This is a genomic window from Pseudomonas sp. NPDC087626, from assembly GCF_044743405.1.
In the GTDB taxonomy this organism is placed as follows: domain Bacteria; phylum Pseudomonadota; class Gammaproteobacteria; order Pseudomonadales; family Pseudomonadaceae; genus Aquipseudomonas.
Genome location: NZ_JBIUWJ010000021.1, coordinates 15,768 through 34,256 on the forward strand (window position 1 = coordinate 15,768; position 18,489 = coordinate 34,256).

15 protein-coding genes are annotated in these 18,489 nt (G+C 61.8%); 5 read left to right on the top strand and 10 right to left on the bottom strand.

Annotated elements, in window-relative coordinates:
* Positions 1 to 15 precede the first annotated feature (15 nt).
* Both ACIOVD_RS17895 and ACIOVD_RS17900 read right to left on the bottom strand, forming a co-directional pair.
* Positions 16 to 864 carry a copper resistance protein B gene (locus ACIOVD_RS17895; protein WP_401129374.1) on the bottom strand — a complete coding sequence of 283 codons (849 nt, stop codon included), beginning with the start codon at positions 862 to 864 and terminating at the stop codon, positions 16 to 18.
* A complete protein-coding gene (locus ACIOVD_RS17900) occupies positions 861 to 2,606 on the bottom strand; it encodes a copper resistance system multicopper oxidase (RefSeq protein ID WP_401129376.1) in 1,746 nt (581 codons plus the stop codon). Before ACIOVD_RS17900 ends, ACIOVD_RS17895 begins: the two co-directional genes overlap by 4 nt.
* Before the next feature lie 220 nt (positions 2,607 to 2,826).
* On the opposite strand from ACIOVD_RS17900, the gene ACIOVD_RS17905 reads away from it, so the two are divergent.
* A complete protein-coding gene (locus ACIOVD_RS17905; RefSeq protein WP_095170484.1) occupies positions 2,827 to 3,015 on the top strand; it encodes a hypothetical protein in 189 nt (62 codons plus the stop codon).
* A gap of 16 nt (positions 3,016 to 3,031) precedes the next feature.
* Here the strand turns inward: ACIOVD_RS17905 and ACIOVD_RS17910 are convergent, their stop codons facing one another.
* From ACIOVD_RS17910 to ACIOVD_RS17920, 3 genes are all read right to left on the bottom strand, one after another.
* The gene (locus ACIOVD_RS17910; protein ID WP_095170482.1) at positions 3,032 to 3,412 is read right to left on the bottom strand and encodes a fe2+ zn2+ uptake regulation protein; all 381 of its coding nucleotides are present in this window, start codon (positions 3,410 to 3,412) and stop codon (positions 3,032 to 3,034) included.
* Between the two features lie 234 nt (positions 3,413 to 3,646).
* On the bottom strand, positions 3,647 to 4,633 hold the full coding sequence (locus ACIOVD_RS17915) for a FecR family protein (protein WP_095170480.1): 987 nt from the start codon (positions 4,631 to 4,633) through the stop codon (positions 3,647 to 3,649).
* Between the two features lie 97 nt (positions 4,634 to 4,730).
* Positions 4,731 to 9,458, bottom strand: coding sequence for a dermonecrotic toxin domain-containing protein (locus ACIOVD_RS17920; protein WP_401129379.1), 4,728 nt, complete (start codon positions 9,456 to 9,458; stop codon positions 4,731 to 4,733).
* Positions 9,459 to 9,666: 208 nt separating this feature from the next.
* Here ACIOVD_RS17920 and ACIOVD_RS17925 point away from each other — a divergent pair, with 208 nt between their 5' ends.
* Positions 9,667 to 10,698 (top strand): Ldh family oxidoreductase, encoded by a 1,032-nt coding sequence (locus ACIOVD_RS17925; RefSeq protein ID WP_401129381.1) that lies wholly within the window; start codon positions 9,667 to 9,669, stop codon positions 10,696 to 10,698.
* A 135-nt stretch (positions 10,699 to 10,833) separates the two neighbouring features.
* Here the strand turns inward: ACIOVD_RS17925 and ACIOVD_RS17930 are convergent, their stop codons facing one another.
* Positions 10,834 to 11,151, bottom strand: coding sequence for a YqjD family protein (locus tag ACIOVD_RS17930; RefSeq protein WP_095170474.1), 318 nt, complete (start codon positions 11,149 to 11,151; stop codon positions 10,834 to 10,836).
* A gap of 165 nt (positions 11,152 to 11,316) precedes the next feature.
* Between ACIOVD_RS17930 and ACIOVD_RS17935 the strand changes: the two genes are divergently transcribed.
* On the top strand, positions 11,317 to 11,568 hold the full coding sequence (locus ACIOVD_RS17935) for a hypothetical protein (protein WP_095170472.1): 252 nt from the start codon (positions 11,317 to 11,319) through the stop codon (positions 11,566 to 11,568).
* Between the two features lie 67 nt (positions 11,569 to 11,635).
* Here ACIOVD_RS17935 and ACIOVD_RS17940 read toward each other — a convergent pair whose 3' ends face one another.
* Genes ACIOVD_RS17940 through ACIOVD_RS17950 form a run of 3 tightly spaced genes read right to left on the bottom strand, consistent with a single transcriptional unit; the run spans position 11,636 to position 14,218 of the window.
* On the bottom strand, positions 11,636 to 12,178 hold the full coding sequence (locus ACIOVD_RS17940) for a GNAT family N-acetyltransferase (protein ID WP_401129384.1): 543 nt from the start codon (positions 12,176 to 12,178) through the stop codon (positions 11,636 to 11,638).
* Positions 12,179 to 12,216: 38 nt separating this feature from the next.
* A complete protein-coding gene (locus ACIOVD_RS17945; RefSeq protein ID WP_401129386.1) occupies positions 12,217 to 12,690 on the bottom strand; it encodes an LEA type 2 family protein in 474 nt (157 codons plus the stop codon).
* Positions 12,691 to 12,745: 55 nt separating this feature from the next.
* Positions 12,746 to 14,218: a nucleobase:cation symporter-2 family protein gene (locus ACIOVD_RS17950; RefSeq protein ID WP_095170467.1), complete on the bottom strand. Its 1,473-nt coding sequence runs from the start codon at positions 14,216 to 14,218 to the stop codon at positions 12,746 to 12,748.
* 230 nt (positions 14,219 to 14,448) lie between these two features.
* Between ACIOVD_RS17950 and zapE the strand changes: the two genes are divergently transcribed.
* Positions 14,449 to 15,573 (top strand): cell division protein ZapE, encoded by a 1,125-nt coding sequence (gene zapE / locus ACIOVD_RS17955; protein WP_401129388.1) that lies wholly within the window; start codon positions 14,449 to 14,451, stop codon positions 15,571 to 15,573.
* 95 nt (positions 15,574 to 15,668) lie between these two features.
* Positions 15,669 to 16,160, top strand: coding sequence for a GNAT family N-acetyltransferase (locus ACIOVD_RS17960; protein WP_095170463.1), 492 nt, complete (start codon positions 15,669 to 15,671; stop codon positions 16,158 to 16,160).
* Between the two features lie 41 nt (positions 16,161 to 16,201).
* Here the strand turns inward: ACIOVD_RS17960 and ACIOVD_RS17965 are convergent, their stop codons facing one another.
* A complete protein-coding gene (locus ACIOVD_RS17965) occupies positions 16,202 to 18,448 on the bottom strand; it encodes a TonB-dependent siderophore receptor (protein WP_401129391.1) in 2,247 nt (748 codons plus the stop codon).
* Positions 18,449 to 18,489 lie beyond the last annotated feature (41 nt).

An 18,489-nucleotide genomic window follows, 5' to 3' on the forward strand; every position in this document is an offset into this window, starting at 1 on the left:
GTTGCGTTGATGGGCTCAGAACCAGAGCCGCACGCCGGCGACGAAGCGCGTTTGGTTGCGCTGTTCGTCATCCTCGCCAGTGTAGTCGGCGGTGTTGCCGTAGGTGCTGCTCCAGGTCACGCCAATGTACGGGGCAAATTCGGGGACGATTTCATAACGCAGGCGCACACCGGCTTCGGTGTTGGCCAACCCCGCGCCGATCCGCCGTTCGGGGTCGTTGCGGCTGTACAGGTTGAGCTCGGCGCTGGGCTGCAGGATCAGCCGGTTGCTCAGCAGAATGTCGTACTCGCCTTCCAGGCGGAGGGCATTTTGCCCCTTTTCACCGACGAAGAGCGTGGCTTGTGTTTCAAAGTTATACAGGGCCAGGCCTTGCACCCCGAACGCGGCCCAGGTCTGCGGCGAGCCTGGCTGGAAGTCCTGGCGCAGGCCGGCGACCAGGTCCCACCAGGGGCCGATGGCATGCCCCCACAACGCCTGCACTTCGGCTTTTTCGGTGTGGCCATTGTTGCGTTCACCTTCGGTGCGCAGCCACAGCCGGTCGATATCGCCGCCCACCCAACCACTCATGTCCCAGGCCAGGGCGCTGCCGTCGTCGGCATCCTGGTACTCCAGTTGGTCGATCAGCCAGAAGCCATTGAGCGCCTTGTCGTGAACCCCATGCCCATTGACCGCCGGGAAGGCTGCCCGGCGGTCCGCGTCGCTGGGCACGGGAATCGGCGTGCGGCTCTGCAGCGTGGGCATCTGGCTGTGGTCCATGGCAGGCATCGCGCCGTGGCCCATGGCCGCGTGGTCGATGCTTTCGGCCGACTGGGTCGGGCTCAGGTAAACGCCGCACAGTGCGGCCAGCAGCAGGCGAATGTTCATGTCGGGCTCCCCGGTTCATCGACGCGCACTTCACGGAACATGCCCATCTCCATGTGCAGCAGCAGGTGGCAGTGATAGGCCCAGCGGCCCAGGGCATCGGCGGTTACCCGATAACTGCGGCGGGTACCGGGCGGCATGTCGATGGTGTGCTTGCGCACCTGGAAGCGCCCGTGCTCGTCCTCAAGATCACTCCACAGGCCGTGCAGGTGAATCGGGTGGGTCATCATCGTGTCGTTGACCAGGGTGATGCGCAGCCGCTCGCCGTAGGTCAGGCGCAGGGGTTGGGCGTCGCTGAACTTGATGCCGTCGAATGACCAGGCGAAGCGCTCCATGTGCCCGGTCAGGTGCAACTCGAGCGTGCGCGAGGGCTCGCGCCCGTCGGGGTCGGCGAAGGTGCTCTTGAGGTCGGCGTAGGTCAACACTCGGCGGCCATTGTCGCGCAGGCCGATGCCCGGGTCGGCGAGCTTGGCGCTGGGGCGCATGGTCTGCATGTCCACCAGCGGATTGGCGGTTTCCGAAGCCGGATGGCTCTGCAGTGGGGCGGCCATGCCGGGCATGTTGCTGTGATCCATGCCGGCCATCTGGCTATGATCCATGCCCGCCATGCCCGCCATGCTGCCGTGGTCCATGCCCATGTCGGCCATGCTGATTAACGGGCGCGGGTCAGGCTGCGGGACGTCGGCGCTGAGCCCCTGGCTGGTGGCGAGCGTGCCGCGGGCATAACCACTGCGGTCCATCGATTGGGCGAACAGGGTGTAGGCGCGGGCGCCGGTGGGCTGGACGATGACGTCGTAGGTCTCGGCAACGGCGATGCGCAACTCGTCGACGGTGACCGGCTGCACGTACTGGCCATCGGCCGCGACCACGGTCATCTGCAGGCCGGGAATGCGAAAGTCGAAGTAACTCATGGCCGAGCCGTTGATCAGTCGCAGGCGCAGCTTTTCCCCCGGCTGAAACAGGGCGGTCCAGTTGGTTTGTGGCGTCTGGCCGTTCAGCAAGTAGTGGTAGGTTTCGCCGCTGACGTCTGCAAGGTCGGTGGGGCTCATGTTCATTTGGGCCCACATGGTGCGGTCCGCCACTGTCGCCGCCCAGCCGTCGCGGCTGACGTCGGTTATGAAGTCGCCGACCGTGCGCTGGTGTCGGTTGTAGTAGTCGGACTGCTTTTTCAGGGTGCGCATCAGGTGTTCCGGGGCCTGGTCGCTCCAGTCGCTGAGCATCACCACGTAGTCCCGGTCGTAGGCGAAGGGTTCGGGGTCGCGGGCGTCGATCACCAGTGGGCCATAGACGCCGGCCTGTTCCTGCAGGCCGGAATGGCTGTGGTACCAGTAGGTGCCGTTCTGCTTCAGGGTGAATTGGTATTCGTACAGGCCATCGGGGGCGATGCCGTGGAAGCTCAGGCCGGGCACGCCGTCCATGTTGGCCGGCAGGATAATCCCGTGCCAGTGGATCGAGGTGTCCTGCTTGAGTCGGTTGTGCACGCGCAAGGTCACCGTGTCGCCCTCACGCCAGCGCAGCAAGGGGCCGGGAATACCGCCGTTGATGGTCATGGCGGTGCGTGGGCTGCCACTGAAGTTGACTGGCGATTCGCCGATCCACAGGTCGAAGCGGCTACCGGTCAGGGTCGAGGAGGCTGTGTCTGCGGTCACGGCCCAACTGGTGGGGCGCCACAGGCCGGTGCCCGCCAGGACAGTACCGGCGGCCAGGCTTTTGAGCAAAGAGCGTCGCGAGGGTGTTGAAGGCATAAAAAAGTCCCGTCAATCCTGAAGCTTCAGGTTTGGCAGGACCTTAAATGGCCCGCGCTGTCAGTAAACTGAGGCGTGGATTACCGATTTGTCAGCTGCGTGGCGCGCCCGGCGAAACATCTTGGGTGTACCATGTGGCCCGCGCGCTGCTGGCGCCCCCGAACAGGAATGGGGCCGGCCCGCTGCAGGACTCACACATTCACAGGATCAGGAACCCGCAATGACCCAGTCGCAACGTTTGAAATACTCTATTCTGATTTCCCTGGTGGTCCTGGCGATCATGCTTGGGCTGTCATATCTGCAGAATGCCGGGATCATCAGCGAAACGCTGTTCCAGTACATCGCCATTGGCGTGGCCGTGTCGGTGGTGGTGATCAACGGCGTGATGCGGCGCAAGGTCAAGCCCTGAGCGAGGTGGGCCAGCGTCAGTCGAGGCGCTGGAGCACGGCAGCAGCCTGTGGATGCAGGCTGTAGCTTTTATCCGGGTTGAGCACGATCACGCCTTCGCTGCACAGGCGCTTCAAGACTTCACGCACGCTGAGAAAAGACAGCGGGATGTCCAGTTCCAGCAAGTGGCTGTGCACCCCACGCACGCCCAGCGGGTGGTCGTTTTCCGCGGCGCTGAGCAGTGCATCGATCACTTTCAAGCGTATCAGGCTGGTGCGCAGGCCAAAGCTCTTGAGCAGTTGGCGGATTCGTTCGTTACCGTGGCGCTCGACCGGTTTGCCGAACACAGTGACATCCTGACCCAGGGAAACACCTTTCGGCGCGGGTTTACCATCCGTTGGCAATTGCGAGTTGTACATGCAGAAAACTCCTTTTCAGAGCCTGATCAGGAAAATGTGATTTGTGCTCTCTGTCATTAAGACGAATGAGCGGGGCAAATCATGAAGCTCTGAATGTAGAAATTTTGTCGAAAGTACGTCAGCGAAGGGTGAGACGTCGGTATTTCGGGCCAATGGCCTGTCAATTATTTTCCGCCGAATCGTATCGATGGCAAGGCAAATAATGTTTTTTCCATTGCGGGACCGGCCCCGGGGTTACTTCGGCCGGGAGTTGAGCACGGTCCGGCCGTCGGCGTTGTGCGTCAGGTACACCGGCAACACCTTGGGCAGTGAAGGCACCAGGCTGTGTAGCTGGCTGATGTTGTAGACCCCGCCGATGCGGATCATCCCGGTGTCAGTGTCGGCCAGCAGCACCGGCTCCTGCAGGTAACGATTGATCAGCGGCAGGGCTTCGTTGAGCGTCAGGTTGTCGAGCACCAGGCGGCCATCGCGCCAACTGAGGGACGTGTCGTTGGCGTAGGTCTGATTGATCTGCGGTTGGTAGTCGCCACCCTTGTAGCGCGCTTGCATGCCAGGACCCAGGCGAAAGCCATCGCCGCGCTGGGCATCATTGCTGGTCACCAGGACCGAACCTTCGAGCAAGGTCACCCGGACCTGGTCCTGGTATTTCCAGACGTTGAACTGGGTGCCAGTGACGCGAATCTGGCCGTCTGCCGCCTTGACCACGAACGGATGGCTGGCGTCATGGCTGACTCGAAAGAAGGCTTCGCCCTGTTTCAGGGTGACCCGGCGCTGGTCTTTGTAATTGCTGTAGGTCAGCACCGTGCCCAGGTTCAGTTCAACCTGGCTGCCGTCGCTCAACGTCACCTGGCGCAGTGCACCTTGGGCCTCGAAGCGCTCGTAGGAGTCTGGCAACCAACCCAGCTGCCAGCCACTGAATGCGGCCAGCGGCAAGGCCAGGGCACAGACCGCCGCCGCCATTGCCAGCCGCTGCCAGCCTGGGCGGACCACAGGGCTGGGAGCTACGGCCAAGTGTCCCGGGCGGGGCAGATGGTCACTGACCTCCCAGATCTCCAGCATCGCCTCATACTCCAACGCATGCAGGGGATGGGCGTCGCGCCATTGCACAAATGCCTGGCGCTCGGCTGCGCTGCAGTCCTGGGCATGCAAGCGCATGCACCAATGCGCTGCGGCGTCAGTGACGGCGTCGTCGTCTGCTGGAGTGAGTGGGGTTTGGCTCATTGATGCTTCCTGGTTTCGCGCATTCTAACCTTCACCACCAGCCGGCGAGAACAGCCGTCATGGCGATTGAGCATCAATGAGCGGCTTTTTCGTCAATTTACGGGACTGGGTCCAGGCGCCGGCCCATTTCACATACCAGGCGTGCCACCGAATCGGCATTGCGCAGGATGGTGTCGATGCGTCGATCGGCTGAGTCCGGGTTGAGGAAGGCAATACGCGCCTCACGCATATTATTGGTGCCGGTGGCGGACCTGACCGCCGCGCGCAATAGGCTAGCTTCCGGGGCGTCGTCAAAACTTTCCCATTCACTTTCTGCGTCGTTCCAGTAGGCGAACAGTTCCTCCGCCGGCGTGCGCAGGGACAGCGCGTTACGCTGGAACTCCTCATGTGCGGCCTTGAGCAGGCGGTGAGCGTGGGTGAGGGTCGAGACCAGGTCGCTGAAGGGTCTGCGGGCTTCCAAGGTGGCGAAGTCATAGGTATTGGAAAACAGGTGCGAAAACTCGTGGATGAGGGTCGCGGCCTGGGCGTGGGCGGTAATATCGAACGCTTCGGTCAAGGCCCCCTCATACATGTCCAGTTGCTGGCTGAAGAAGTGCTCGGTGAAATGCACCGCGCGCTGCGCGTCCTCACTGACCACAAAAGCGATCACACCCTCCGAGGGATTCAGGTTGGAGCCAACCACAAATCGATTGTGGTTGAGTTGGTCCAGGCTCGGATCCACCAGGGCTTTGCACAGGGGCACAATTGCCTCTTTGATTTTGCGCAGCAGGTTTTCATCGACGCTGTCGACGTCAAACATTTCCTTGAAGAAGACCTCCAGGCGTGCCCCGCGCTGGGTGCTCTTGAGCTGGGCCAGGTTGTGCAGGCTGTTGAAGGCGTAGAACCGAGCAAGGTCGAGTGCTTGCACGATCTGCCTGGCTTTTTCCGGGAACAGTTGGCGGATCGATTCCATGCCCCGGGCCTCGATATTGATGAGCCTGCGTACCTGGTGCCGGGTTACCAGTTTGCTGTGCAGTTTCGACAGCGCCTTGCCGTAGTGAACGCTATGCACATCAGGATCCAGCAACCATTGGCTACCCCGGTTCTGTACATAGGGCCCCTGGCGCTGGCTCTCGATGATGCGCGGTGCGATGGCTTTCTTGCTGATTTGATAGACCTTGCCTTCCACCGGGGCATAGTGCTTCCCGACAGCCAAGGGGTAGCTGCCATCGGCAGCGCGCTTGCCGGAGAGGGTCATCTGCGTGGCTTCGAACGGCTGCAGCCGGGTCCGCACGGGCGCGCAGAGGTCGATGGCCTTGGTCTCGCGGCGCACCCCTTCGGGGACATGCAACAACTTGCCGAGCCTCACCAGTTGCGCAACACCGTTGATAAAACTCGGCAGCACGCTCCTCCAGTGATGATCCTGCAAGGCCTCGGCCGACTCCTTGAAGGATGTGTAGCTTTGCCAGAGCGCTATGGGAATCGCCAGTTTGCCCGGCAAAAAACTACCGCCGTATTTCAAACCCTTGGCGAACAGAGCCTTGAGCGCGTCCCAATCGGCCAGCGCGCTACGTTCGCCCTGACTGCCCAGCAGGTGTGACAGCAGAACGCTGTTGTCGCTGAACAAGCGATGCAGCAGGTTGCCCTGGATCGGCTGGCAGGCGAGCTGGATATCGCTGTCGGGGCCGCTAGCCAGCAGGTTCTGGTAGGTCGCCTTGTGCGGGTCGGGTAAGCGGCGCAGCAGCAAATCCTGCAGCGGCCCCGGGTGGTTGATCGCAGCCACCACGCTGGCAGCGTTTTCAAACTCGCTCAAGCCCAGGTGTTTGTCATAGGGCGCATAGAGAATCTGCGGCCCGCTCTCGGGTTCGCCGATCAGGTACAACCCCAACGCCTTGACGGCAGAGGCACCTTCGGTAGCGATCAGTTCAAGGGGCCGGACGATCGCCTTGGCCTCGCTGACGCTGGCGCGCGCCAATGCATCCGGCATGTCCAACACTTGCTCGACCAGGGCCAAGCCTTGCTCGGAGAGTGCACCCTGCAGGTTCAGTGCGTGGGCGTGCAGCAGCAATTGCCAGGGTAACTGCCGGACGAAACATTGCTGGCGCTTGAGGACCGCGCTGGTGTTGCCGCTCAGGTGTTGGTTCAGTCGTTCACGGTAGGCGGTCTTGATGTCCAGTTGTAGCAACAGCTTCCTGATTTCACTGGCAGTTACCTGCGCGGGGAGCGCCAGGGCACTGCCCGAAGTGATCGCGAAACCGGCGTCATGCAGCACATGGGTGGGGTTGAGTGCGAATTCACTCAGGGTCTGTACCGGGCCGGTCAAGGCCAGTGTAGGCGTCACCTGCAACTGATCGGGGTCAAGCTCGACTCCAGGGAATCGCGCACCAAGCAGTTGCTTGAGGCGCTCGCAGACGTAGGCTGAAAAGGGTTGCAGGTCATCCAGGTAATCGCTTCCGGGGTCAAGGCTGAGACGAAATTGCTCCAGCAATTCGGCATGCTGCTGCAGTTGTCCGAGAGAGGCAGCGCCGAGCCAAGCGGGTAATGAGCCACGGGTGATGATTGCCTGGGCAATCTGCATGGCATGTTCGAGATTGAGCGGCGTGGGCGACAATTTATGCCGTACGAAATCCGCGCGTACGCTGGCATCCGACAGTCCGAGTGCGCGGGTATGCCGGCGTGCGGCGATGAAGTGGTTGATCGCCGATTGCTGACGCTCCTGCAGTACATGGCCTTCAATCAGGCGCAATGGTCCCAGGGTGTAGTGACGATGAGGGCGGTAGAGGTCACGCGTCAGGTTTTCAAGCAGCCCCTGGCGCGCACCTTCATCGAGCAAGCGCTGGCCCAGTTCGAGCTGGGCGTGGGTGATGGAAGCGAAGGCCTCCAGCCCTTGTGCCGGCGTCCAGAGGATGGCCCGTCCCGAGTGTGATGGGTCCATGCCACCCCGTTCGGTCAGCAGCAAACAATTGGCCAGCGGCATCAGGTCAGGCTCGCCCGTGCAGTGCAGGGTCAACGACCAGGCGTCGGGCCGGAAGCCGCGTAATGCGTGGCGTTGTCGTCTGGTTGCGGCATCGGGATTGAGCGCAGTGTCGACGATGGCCTTGTCGTACGCACTGAACGTACTGAGCAGTTGGCGCAGAGCGGCTTCGCCGCGAATACCGACCGCCAGGGCGTGGCCGAGGTCGGGCTTGAGACCTTCGAGGAAGGTTTGCTGGAGTGCCAGGTTGTCCGCGGGGAACGTGGCGAATTTTGCAGTCAGGGAGTCGAGTACGCTGCGCAGGGACTTGAGGTGCAGCTTGGCCCTGTCCGTCACCACGATGGAGGGGTGATGCTCACCGCTGATCAACGGCCGCAGACTCCAGCGCTGCTGATCAGCCGACTCCAGCAACGCGCTGTCGAGCATGACGCGCACATCCAGTGACTGATCGAACAATGCCGGCAGGTCGATCGCCCCTTCGCTGTTGCGAAATACATCCAATGCGTGGCTGATGCTCTGCTGTTGCTTGCTGATGATGTCCGCCACCAGGCGCTGGAACAGGCTGCCGAACAGCGGTTCGCCAGACACTTGGGGCTGCTCCAGGCGCAGCAGCAGGTTGCGCTCCGGCAGGCTCAACAGGCTGTAGACCTGATCGTCATGCCCACTGCTGGTGACCATGCGTTGCACGGTCTGTTTCAGCTCGGCGTAGTTGCCCAGCACTTGCAGGCCCAGGGGCTGGCTATACAGGTACGCATTGCTGCGGTTGCTCAGCATCAGTGTGCTGGCCGGTTCGACAAATTGCTCAGGGTGCTCCCACAGGCGCACGGTTTCTGCCTGTAACTGTTCGGCGTCGTAGTTGGTGGGGGTGTCCGCACGCTCGAGCAGCGCCACCAGGGCCTGATGCTGTTCGGGGTCAAGGATTGCATCCTGGCGCTTGCGCAGCAGGTCGAGGCGCGCCTTGTCACGCATGGCCTGGGCAAAAAAAACCTGGCGCGTACCGACGACCCCGGCGTCCGCTGCCCAATAGCTGCGTAATCGCTCGGCCAACATGGGCGCTAGCCCTTGGGCGATGGTCTTGACTGCTTTTTCCCAGGGGGCAGGGTCACGGGCAGTTGGCGTCAGGCGCGGATTGGCAAACTGCCGGCTAAGGCCCGCAGGCCATGCGCGCTGCAGGAAAAAATCAAGCAGAGCCTGGGTCAAGGGTTTGCTGTCGACCTTGCTTCGTTGACCTTCAGTGCCAAGCGCGAAGAAATCGACACGGCTTTGGCGTTGATCCAGGCCGGGGAGCGCGCTACCCAGTTCACGGTCGAGCAATTGTTCAAGCAAGTGGCTCAAGGTGGGCAATTGTTCAAGTTGTTCGCGCATCAGGCTGAGGTTGTTGCCCTGGCTGGCCGCGAATTGTCGCGCCTGGTGCTCGAACACCAGGTCGTCGATGACCGCATGGCTCAGGCTGACGCTGTTGTCTTTGGGCCATGCTTCACGCCAGGCGATGGGCAGGAAGCGCAACAGTTCCAGCCGCTTGCCGGGGGCCTTGAGCGACTCTTGTAGTGCCTGAATCACGGCACGAGGGTTGTCGAACTTCTGCAACCCGCCGTAGGGCGTGTACAGCACCGCCTTATGGTCAACCGGGGTCGGGTGCAGCATGAAGCTGCCGGCCAGGGGCTGTGGCTCGCGGTCCTTGACCTTGAGCGCGATGGACTCGACGGTCATGGGGTTGGGCTGCGCCGCACGTATCGTGTGGCTGGCGAGTTCTACACTGCGCAACCAGGCCAGGTCCGCGAGGGTGAAATCCAGGGCCCGTAACCTCGGGCTGAGGACTTTGATGTCTTGCAGGGCTTCAGGGAAAAACAGCGGTAGGAGTTGGTCAGTCATGGTGTTGGTCTCGGTGTGACGCGACGATTTTCAGTCGCTGGGGGAAAGTCCAAGGCTAAGTTGGCCGAGACGGCGCAGGGCGGTAGATAGTTAGTGGGCTGCGGATCGCCTTTCGACGGTTGACAGCGGGCGCGTCAAGGGGTGTTTAATCAGCGCCTCAGGATCCCCCGCGCTGTTGCCCCCTCCAATAAAAAATCTGGAGCTTCAGATGTCTGTGTCACACGATCAAGCTGGCTCACATGCTGTGTCGTACCCAGCACTGGTGAATCTTCTGCAAGGGATTTTTCTGCGCCATGGCACCAGTCCCGAGGTCGCCGCGGTGCTGGCCAACAACTGTGCCGGGGCCGAGCGTGATGGCGCCCACAGCCATGGGGTGTTCCGCATTCCGGGATATGTCTCGACGCTTAAAAGCGGCTGGGTCAATGGCCAGGCGGTACCCGTGGTGGAAGATGTCGCCTCGGGGTTCGTGCGGGTCGATGCGCAAAACGGCTTCGCCCAGCCGGCTTTGGCTGCTGGCCGCGAATTACTGGTGGAGAAAGCCCGCAGCGCCGGGATCGCGGTCATGGCGATCCGCAATTCCCATCACTTTGCGGCGCTCTGGCCGGACGTCGAGCCCTTTGCCTATGAGGGGCTGGTTGCGCTCAGCGTGGTCAATAGCATGACCTGCGTCGTGCCCCATGGCGCCGACCGCCCACTGTTTGGCACCAACCCGATTGCGTTTGCCGCGCCACGGGCGGATGCCGAGCCGATCGTCTTCGACCTGGCCACCAGCGCCATCGCCCACGGCGATGTGCAAATCGCTGCACGCAAGGGCGAGCGCTTGCCTCCTGGCATGGGGGTGGACAGCCTGGGCCAGCCGACTACCGACCCGAAAGCGATCCTCGAGGGCGGTGCGTTGTTACCGTTTGGCGGGCACAAGGGATCGGCGCTGTCGATGATGGTCGAGTTGCTGGCGGCGGCGTTGACGGGGGGCAATTTTTCGTTCGAGTTCGACTGGTCCAACCACCCTGGCGCCAAAACCCCATGGACCGGGCAGTTGCTGATCGTCATCGACCCGAGCAAGGCAGCGGGGCAGAACTTTGCCGAGAGAAGCCAGGAGTTGGTGCGGCAGATGCATGCAGTCGGTTTGCACCGACTGCCGGGTGACCGCCGCCATCGCGAGCGGCGTAAAGCTGAGTCGGCCGGCATAGTGCTGGACGATGAAACCCTGGCGCAGTTGCGCAGCCTGGCAGAGGACTGACCTGCTGATTTGCCGGAACCGGCTGGTTATCAACCACAGGGTCCCTATACGTGTAGGAGCAAAGCTTGCTCGCGATGCCATCACCGCAAAGCCGAGCCTTGCTCCTGCACCACCATCAACGAAGTCTTGCGGGACTCAACGGCGCCCCAACAACAACCCCACCACCAGGCCAAACCCGGCGGAGATCGCCACAGTTTGCCAAGGATGCCCGCCGATGTAGGTTTCAGTCGCCTCGACCACCGGTTGGGTGCGTTCACGCACGCTGGTGACCGAGTCGCGAGCCTGCTGCAGTTTCAGGGCAATTTGCCCGCGCAGGGTCTCGGCTTCCTCGCCGACCAGGGCGGCGCTGCTTTTCAGGAGCTTTTCCGACTCTTCGATCAGCGCTTGCAGCTCACTGAACGCCTGATCCTTGATTTGCTCTTCGTGAGCCTGGGCGGCAGTTTTTCGGGCCATCGGGTAACTCCTTGCAGGGTAAAGGGACAGTGAACAATGGAGTGTAGGCGGCGGGTAAAAGTTGCAGATTTTTTCTGCGATGGCCCTTGGTCCGGGTAAATCCGTCGCCGGAGATTTCCACCTACAGTGTAAGATGTCGCCTATTTTATGCAGCAGGTAACTCCCATGAGCTTCAATCTGGCCGACAAGCCCCTTGCCGAGCGCGCAGCGCTTGAAGATGAAAAGTCCCGTCTGTTCGACCTCTGGCAGAGCAACCTGGGCAAATCCAAGGGTGAAGCGGCCCGTCTGTTCGGTGAGCGCTCCAAGCGCAAAGGCAAATGGGCCGAATGGGTCCGCGCGGAGCTGGACGCCATGTCGCCGCCGGAGTACGCCAACATGGTGCGCAGCGAAGTCAATCGCCTGATGGCGGCCAAGTAAACGCTGCGGGTTGGCAGCGCGGTGTTCTCGGGTCCATCGCGAGCACGCCGCAAGCGGGCACTCGCTCCTACAGGCGCTGCCACTGCTCGCGGGTGATTTCCCAGGTTTCTGTGGCGTAGCGACCGCCGACGAAGTTGCCTTCATCGACCCGGATCAGGCGCATGCCGCTGCGTTCCGAGAGTCGGCGTGACGCCAGGTTGGGCGAGGCCTTGGGCACTCGCATCAGCTCGCGCCCGAGGTCCTGGAACCAGTAGCGAGTGACCTCGGCCGAAGCTTCGGCCATCAGCCCCTGGCCCTGCCACGCAGTGCCCAGCCAGAAACCACGGTTATTGTCCTGTTCGTCCATCAGGCTGATGTTGCCGATCAGTTGCTCGGGGGCCGACTTCAAGCGAATCGACCAATGCCATTCCTCGCCTCGGGCAATCGCCGGCAGGGCGATGTCACGCAGGTAGACCAAGGCACCGTCCGCTGGATACGGCCAGGGCACCAGGGCATTGAGGTAGCGCACCACGTCCCAGTGGGCGAACTGCTGCTGGATGGCCGGGGCATCGGCGAGTTCCAGCGGCTTGAGAATCAAACGCTTGGTATACAGCGTGGGGTATGGGGCCATGTAGCAATCCACCTCCTTGGTGTGATCGGCGCGCGACGTCAGCGGACACCGGCAGTTGGGCCGGCCAGGCTCAATTGGCCGCTGTCGACAAAACGCTGGGTGCCGAACAGGCCGCCCGCCAATTTTCCGCGTAGCACGTAGGGCAGGTTGTCCAGGGACTGGGTCTGGCTCAGCCCCAGGGTCTGGCGCATCACCGAGAACGCCGAAATGCTCACCGGCACGCTGATCAGCGCCTCGCTGAAGCGGGGGATCGAGCCTTGCTGGTCACTGACGCCGCTAGCCAGTGGTTGGCCGTTGACCTCAAGGTTGAGGGCCACGCCGTTGTAGTCGATCGGATTGTCGTTGGGGTTCTGCAGGCGGATCTTGACCGCAAATCGTACCTCCAGGCCCTGGCTTGGCAGCGGCTCGAGGCCGACCACGTTGACGTTCAACGGGTCGCGATCGGGAAACAGCGCGCAGCCACTCAGGCTGAGCAGCAACAGGGCAAGGCCGGCAACGATGAATCGGCGCATAGAGGGGCTCTCATCAACAAGGGTCGAACCGCCAGCGGCTCGACCCACCAGCGGGTTAGCGCTTCAAGGATGCGACCGCCGCGGGCTTGAGCGGTTCACCCGGGTGGCTGACATCGGGGTTTTCCATGACCTGGAGAATCGAGGCCTCGGGGTCGAAGTCGTCTTCTTCCAGCTCGATGAACTCCTCGGGCAAAAAGATATTCAGCACGATAGCGCACAACGCACCGACGGTGATCGGTGACTCGAAGATGTTGTGCAACGCCTTGGGCAACTCACGCAGCACTTCCGGCACTGCCGCGACACCCAGGCCCATGCCCAGGGAGATCGCCACGATCAGCATGTTACGCCGGTGCAGCCCGGCCTCGGCGAGGATCTTGATCCCGGCCACGGCCACCGTGCCGAACATCACCAGTTCAGCGCCGCCCAGTACCGGCTTGGGCATCAGTTGCAACACTGCGCCAATCATCGGGAACAGCCCCAGCAATACCAGCAGGCCGGCGATGAAAAACGCCACATAGCGGCTGGCGACGCCGGTCAGCTGGATCACCCCGTTGTTCTGGGCGAAGGTCACCATCGGCATGCTGTTGAATACCGCGGCCATCGCCGAGTTGAGACCGTCGGCCAATAGCCCGGACTTGATCCGGCGGATGTACAGCGGGCCCTTGACCGGTTGTTGCGAGATCATCGAGTTGGCCGTCAGGTCGCCCGCGGCCTCCAGGGGCGAGACCAGGAAAATCACCGCGATCGGAATGAACGCCACCCAGTCGAAATTAAACCCGTACTTGAATGGCACCGGCACGCTCATCAGGGGCACGGCGGTCATGTTGGCGAAGTCGACGTCGCCCATCAACCAGGCCACCAGGTAACCCAGGGTCAGGCCGATGACGATGGCCCCCAGGCGCAGGAATGGCACGTCGACCCGGTTCAGTACCACGATAGTGCCCAGCACCAGGGCGGCCAGCAGTAAATGGTGGGCGCCACCCAGGTCAGTCGCGCCAAAGCCGCCGGCGATGTCGGTCATGGCGACCTTGATCAGCGACAGGCCCATCAGGGTGATGATGGTGCCGGTGACGACCGGGGTGATCAGCATGCGCAGCTTGCCGATGAACTGGCTCAGCACCACCTCGATGAACGCGGCAAAAAAACACACGCCGAAAATCGTCGAGAGGATTTCATCGGTGCCGCCACCCCGCGCCTTGACCATGAAGCCGGCGCTCAGGATCACGCTGATAAACGAGAAGCTGGTGCCTTGCAGGCACAGCAGGCCGGAACCGACCGGGCCGAATCGGCGTGCCTGGACAAAAGTGCCGAGGCCGGAAACGAACAGCGCCATGCTGATCAGGTAGGGGATTTCGCTCTGCAGCCCCAGGGCGCTGCCCATGATCAGGGTCGGGGTGATGATCCCGACGAAACTCGCCAGTACGTGCTGCAGCGCGGCAAACACGGTCGCAGTGAAGTGTGGGCGGTCGTACAGGCCGTAGATCAGGTCGGAACGCAGGGCAGTTTTTGCGTGGTCAGATGAGGTCACGGGGAGAGTGCCATTAAGGCCAGGTCAGAAAATGGAGGCGCAGGATGCCAGAAAGGGGGGGCGGCCAGAAGTGCCAAGGCACTAAAGCGTTGAAGTTTGTGGGTATATCCGTTGGTGCGGTGATGGCTGATTAGGGTTCAGCCCTTACGGCCGGTCTCTACCTGGCATCTGGCGGATTATCCCTGTGGGCATGCGATACTCGGTTTTTTCCGCACTGACCCCAGGCAGCCATGACCGTCGATTCACCTCTCAGCGCTTATCAATCGGCCATCCGTCAGCAGGGCTTTGTTGTCGACGCTGCGCAGGAACGCGCAGTGTTGGCGTTGCAGGAGTGTCACCAGGCCCTGCATCAAGGCCAGGCGCCGATCACTGGGGTTTATCTGTGGGGGCCGGTGGGGCGGGGCAAGACCTGGTTGATGGATCAGTTCTACCAGACCCTGCGGGTTACGGCGCGCCGGCAGCATTTTCATCATTTCATGGCCTGGGTGCATCAGCGTTCGTTTCAACTGACCGGCACCGCCGACCCGCTGCGGGCGTTGGCCCGGGAGTTGAGCCGGGAGGTGCGGGTGCTGTGTTTTGACGAGCTGTTCGTCAATGATATTGGTGACGCGCTGATCCTCGGCCGCTTGTTCCAGGTGATGTTCGATGAAGGCGTGGTGTTGGTTTGCACTTCCAACCAACCGCCCGAGCAGTTGTATGCGGATGGCTTCAACCGTGACCGTTTTGTGCCGGCGATTGCCGCGATCCAGGCGCATATGCAGGTGGTGGCGGTGGACGGCGGTGAGGATCACCGCTTGCATCCGGGGGTGAATCTGCAGCGCTATTGGGTCTGCGAAGCAGGTGAGCCTGGGGGGCTGAGTCAGGTCTTTGCCGAGCTGACCGCGGGCCAGCCGGTGTCCAGCGCGCCGGTGACTATCGGTTACCGTACGGTGGCGGTGGTCCAGGCCAGTGACAAGGTGCTCTGGTGCCGTTATGCCGACCTCTGCGAGCAACCGTTGGCCGCCATGGACTTCATGGCGCTGTGTGATCGCTTCAGCGCTATTTTGATCAGCGAAGTGCCTAATCTCAGTGCCCGGCAACGCCCTGGGCGGATTGCCCGCGGTACCGAAGATGGCAGTGCCCGTGTCGCTGCCGGTGATCGCGAGTTGCCGCAGCTGTCCGTCCACGATGACAGCGTGCGGCGCTTCATTGCCTTGGTCGATGAGTGCTACGACCGCAAGGTCCCGTTGTATCTGGAGGCGCAGGTGCCGATGGATCAGCTGTATACCGAGGGCTACCTGGAGTTTGCCTTTCGCCGCACCTTGAGCCGTTTGAAGGAGATGCAGTTGCGGCGGTTTGCCCAGGCCCAGGGCTGATGCCACTGTTGTCCGGGCGCGCGTCACAGGGTAATGTCGATTGCCCCGGGCGCTAGCCGCAGGGATGCCCGCTTATTGTTCGATCGAGGAAGGAAATGGAATCCGCAGACATCCTGGTACTCCAGGCCAGCTACAGCAACCCGACTCACGCCGAAGCCATAGGCGTGGTACTGGACCACTATGCGCAAGACCCGATGGGCAGTGGCGCACCGTTGCCCGCCGACGTATTGCAGCAATTACCCGGTGAATTGGCCAAGCGTCCCCATGCGTTCAGCGTCCTGGCTTTCGTCAATGGTGAGCCGGCCGGGCTGGTGAATTGTTTCGAGGGGTTTTCGACCTTTGCCTGTCGCCCGCTGGTCAACGTCCATGACGTTGCGGTGGTCGGCAAGTTTCGCGGTCTGGGGCTGAGTCAGAAGATGTTGCTCAAGGTCGAGGAGATTGCCCGTCAGCGTGGCTGCTGCAAGATCACCCTGGAAGTACTGGAAGGCAACGCCGTTGCACAGGCGGCGTATGACAAATTTGGCTTCGCCCCCGGCATGTTCGATCCGGACCACGGGCGGATGCTGTTCTGGACCAAGCCGCTGTAACGTGCAGGAGCGCCGGACGGCGCTCCTGCAGTACGTGAGAGTTAGAGCTTGTAGTCCAGGCTCAAGGTGACGGTGCGCGGGTCACCCCAGAACACACCGTTGTAGAAGCCGACGTTGTCGTAGTACTTCTCGTCGAACAGGTTGTCGACGTTCAACGATGCGGTGAGGTGCTTGTCGAACTCGTAGCGCGACATCAGCTTGACCACCGAATAGCTGTTCTGGTTGATCCGGGTTTCCTTGGTCACGATGTCACCATCGGCGTCACGTCCGACGGGGCGGCTGGCGAATTCGTAGATATCGCTCTGCCAGTTCACTGCACCCCCCACCGTCAGCGCATTCCATTCACCCGGCAGGCGATACGCCGTCGAGATGCGCAGCATGTTCAATGGCTGGTTGGTGACGTTGCGCTCACCTTCACCGTTTTTCGAATGGGTGTAGGTGTAGCCGGCCGTCATGTTCCAGCCCTGCATCACCTCGCCCGATACTTCAGCCTCGAAACCGTTGACCTTGTTGCCCTTGCCGCCGGACTTGTAGAAGTCTTCACCGGTGGTTGGGTCCGGCCGCACCGAGTCATCCAATTCAGCGACGTTGTCCTGTTTGCTCCAGAACACCGCCGTGGCGACGTTCAGGCGCTCATCGAGCAAGCTGCCCTTGAGCCCCAGTTCGTAGTTCTGGCCGACAATCGGGTCCAGGTACTTACGGCTGGAATCACGCTCGGTCTGCGGCTTGAAGATGTCGGTGTAGCTGACATACGCCGTGTACTCAGGGGTGATGTCGTACAGCAAGCCGGCGTACGGGGTGAAGACGTCGTTTTGGGTCTGGCTGCTGTGATCGTTGCCGGTGCGCTGGTTCTGGTCGTTGAAGCTGTAGGAGTTGCTGTCGGTTTTCCAGCTGCCATAACGGCTGCCCAGGACCGCATGCCACTGCTCGGCCAGGCTCAGGCGGGTGGCCAGGTAACCGGCTTTTTGCTTGGTGCTGTCGTTTGAGCCTTCGATACCGGTGTCGGTGTCGCGGAACTTGGCGATGTTGCCCATGTACTTCCAGTCGGCAATGTTGTCGTAGCCCGCTGGCGTCGGTGCAGACACCAGGTACGGGTTGGACGCGCTGCGTTCGGCCTCGCCGTAGCCGATCATCAACTCGTGTTCGCGTCCGAGCAACTGATAGGGGCCGGCGAAGTTGAAGTCATAGACTTCCATCTTCTGCTCGCCCTTCATGTGGCTGCGGTAGGCGACCATGCCGCTGCGGTCGTCGTTGGGGTAACCGCCACCGCCGTAGTAGACCTTGCCGTCGGTGTCACTCTCACGGTAGGTATAGGCGCCCTTCATGTGCCAGCCATTGCCCAGGTTCTGGTCAAGGTTGGCGAAGGCGGTCTTGTCCTTCAGGGGCCAGGAGCTCCATTTGGTCGCCATGTTGGTCGAACGCGACAGGTTGGCCTTGTCGCCGTTGGATTTCCAGTACGGCACCGTGCCCCAGGACGTGCCCTGGACCTGTTTGTCCTGATAGTCGTAACCCACCGCCAGCACGGTGTCATCGGTGAGGTCCGCTTCGAGGATCCCGTAGCCGACTTCCCGTTGCAGTTGGTAGTGGTCACGGAACGATTTGCTGTCGCGGTAGGCCAGCACGCTGCGGCCACGCAGGCGGCCGTCGAACGCCAGCGGGCCACCAACATCGACGTAGCTGTAGTAATCGTCATAACTGCCGCCGCTGACGCCGGTCTTGGCTTCCCATTGAGCGGTCGGACGCTTGCGCACCATGTTGATGGTGGCCGAAGGGTCGCCCGCACCGGTGGTCAGGCCGGTGGCGCCGCGGACCACTTCGATGCGGTCGTAGATGATGGTGTCCGAGTCGGACTTCATGCGCCCGAAGGTGTTGAGCATGCCATCGATCTGGAAGTTGTTGATCGAGTAGCCGCGCGAGGAATAGCTGACCCGGTCGGAGTCGTTGTGCTGGACCACCACGCCGGTGGTCTGGCTCATGGCCTCGGACAGGGTGGTGAGCTTGAAGTCGTCCATCTGCTGGCGAGTGACCACCGAGACCGACTGCGGGGTTTCCTTGATGGAAAGATTGAGCCGTGTCGCCGTACTCATTGCACCGGTGGTGTAGGAGTCGGTGTTTTCAGTGGTGGTACCCAGACCCACTGCATTGACGTTGGTGGTATCCAGCTCGAGCGCCTTGGCGGCAGGCTCCTGCTGTTTATCCGGCTTGGTGTCCGCATGGGCGGAAGGGCACAGGGCGAGACTGCACAGGCCCAGGGTCAAGGTCATGGAACGGGTAATAGGCGCGAACATCGCAGCCGACTCCTTGTCTTCGATGGAAAATTTCCGTTTGC

Bases quoted from the DNA above. Each gene is read 5' to 3' on its own strand.
- ACIOVD_RS17915 (WP_095170480.1), bottom strand. From the start codon at position 4,633: ATGAGCCAAACCCCACTCACTCCAGCAGACGACGACGCCGTCACTGAC.
- ACIOVD_RS17925 (WP_401129381.1), top strand. From the start codon at position 9,667: ATGTCTGTGTCACACGATCAAGCTGGCTCACATGCTGTGTCGTACCCA.
- ACIOVD_RS17905 (WP_095170484.1), top strand. From the start codon at position 2,827: ATGACCCAGTCGCAACGTTTGAAATACTCTATTCTGATTTCCCTGGTG.
- zapE (WP_401129388.1), top strand. From the start codon at position 14,449: ATGACCGTCGATTCACCTCTCAGCGCTTATCAATCGGCCATCCGTCAG.
- ACIOVD_RS17920 (WP_401129379.1), bottom strand. From the start codon at position 9,458: ATGACTGACCAACTCCTACCGCTGTTTTTCCCTGAAGCCCTGCAAGAC.
- ACIOVD_RS17910 (WP_095170482.1), bottom strand. From the start codon at position 3,412: ATGTACAACTCGCAATTGCCAACGGATGGTAAACCCGCGCCGAAAGGT.
- ACIOVD_RS17965 (WP_401129391.1), bottom strand. From the start codon at position 18,448: ATGTTCGCGCCTATTACCCGTTCCATGACCTTGACCCTGGGCCTGTGC.
- ACIOVD_RS17935 (WP_095170472.1), top strand. From the start codon at position 11,317: ATGAGCTTCAATCTGGCCGACAAGCCCCTTGCCGAGCGCGCAGCGCTT.
- ACIOVD_RS17960 (WP_095170463.1), top strand. From the start codon at position 15,669: ATGGAATCCGCAGACATCCTGGTACTCCAGGCCAGCTACAGCAACCCG.
- ACIOVD_RS17900 (WP_401129376.1), bottom strand. From the start codon at position 2,606: ATGCCTTCAACACCCTCGCGACGCTCTTTGCTCAAAAGCCTGGCCGCC.
- ACIOVD_RS17945 (WP_401129386.1), bottom strand. From the start codon at position 12,690: ATGCGCCGATTCATCGTTGCCGGCCTTGCCCTGTTGCTGCTCAGCCTG.
- ACIOVD_RS17895 (WP_401129374.1), bottom strand. From the start codon at position 864: ATGAACATTCGCCTGCTGCTGGCCGCACTGTGCGGCGTTTACCTGAGC.
- ACIOVD_RS17930 (WP_095170474.1), bottom strand. From the start codon at position 11,151: ATGGCCCGAAAAACTGCCGCCCAGGCTCACGAAGAGCAAATCAAGGAT.
- ACIOVD_RS17940 (WP_401129384.1), bottom strand. From the start codon at position 12,178: ATGGCCCCATACCCCACGCTGTATACCAAGCGTTTGATTCTCAAGCCG.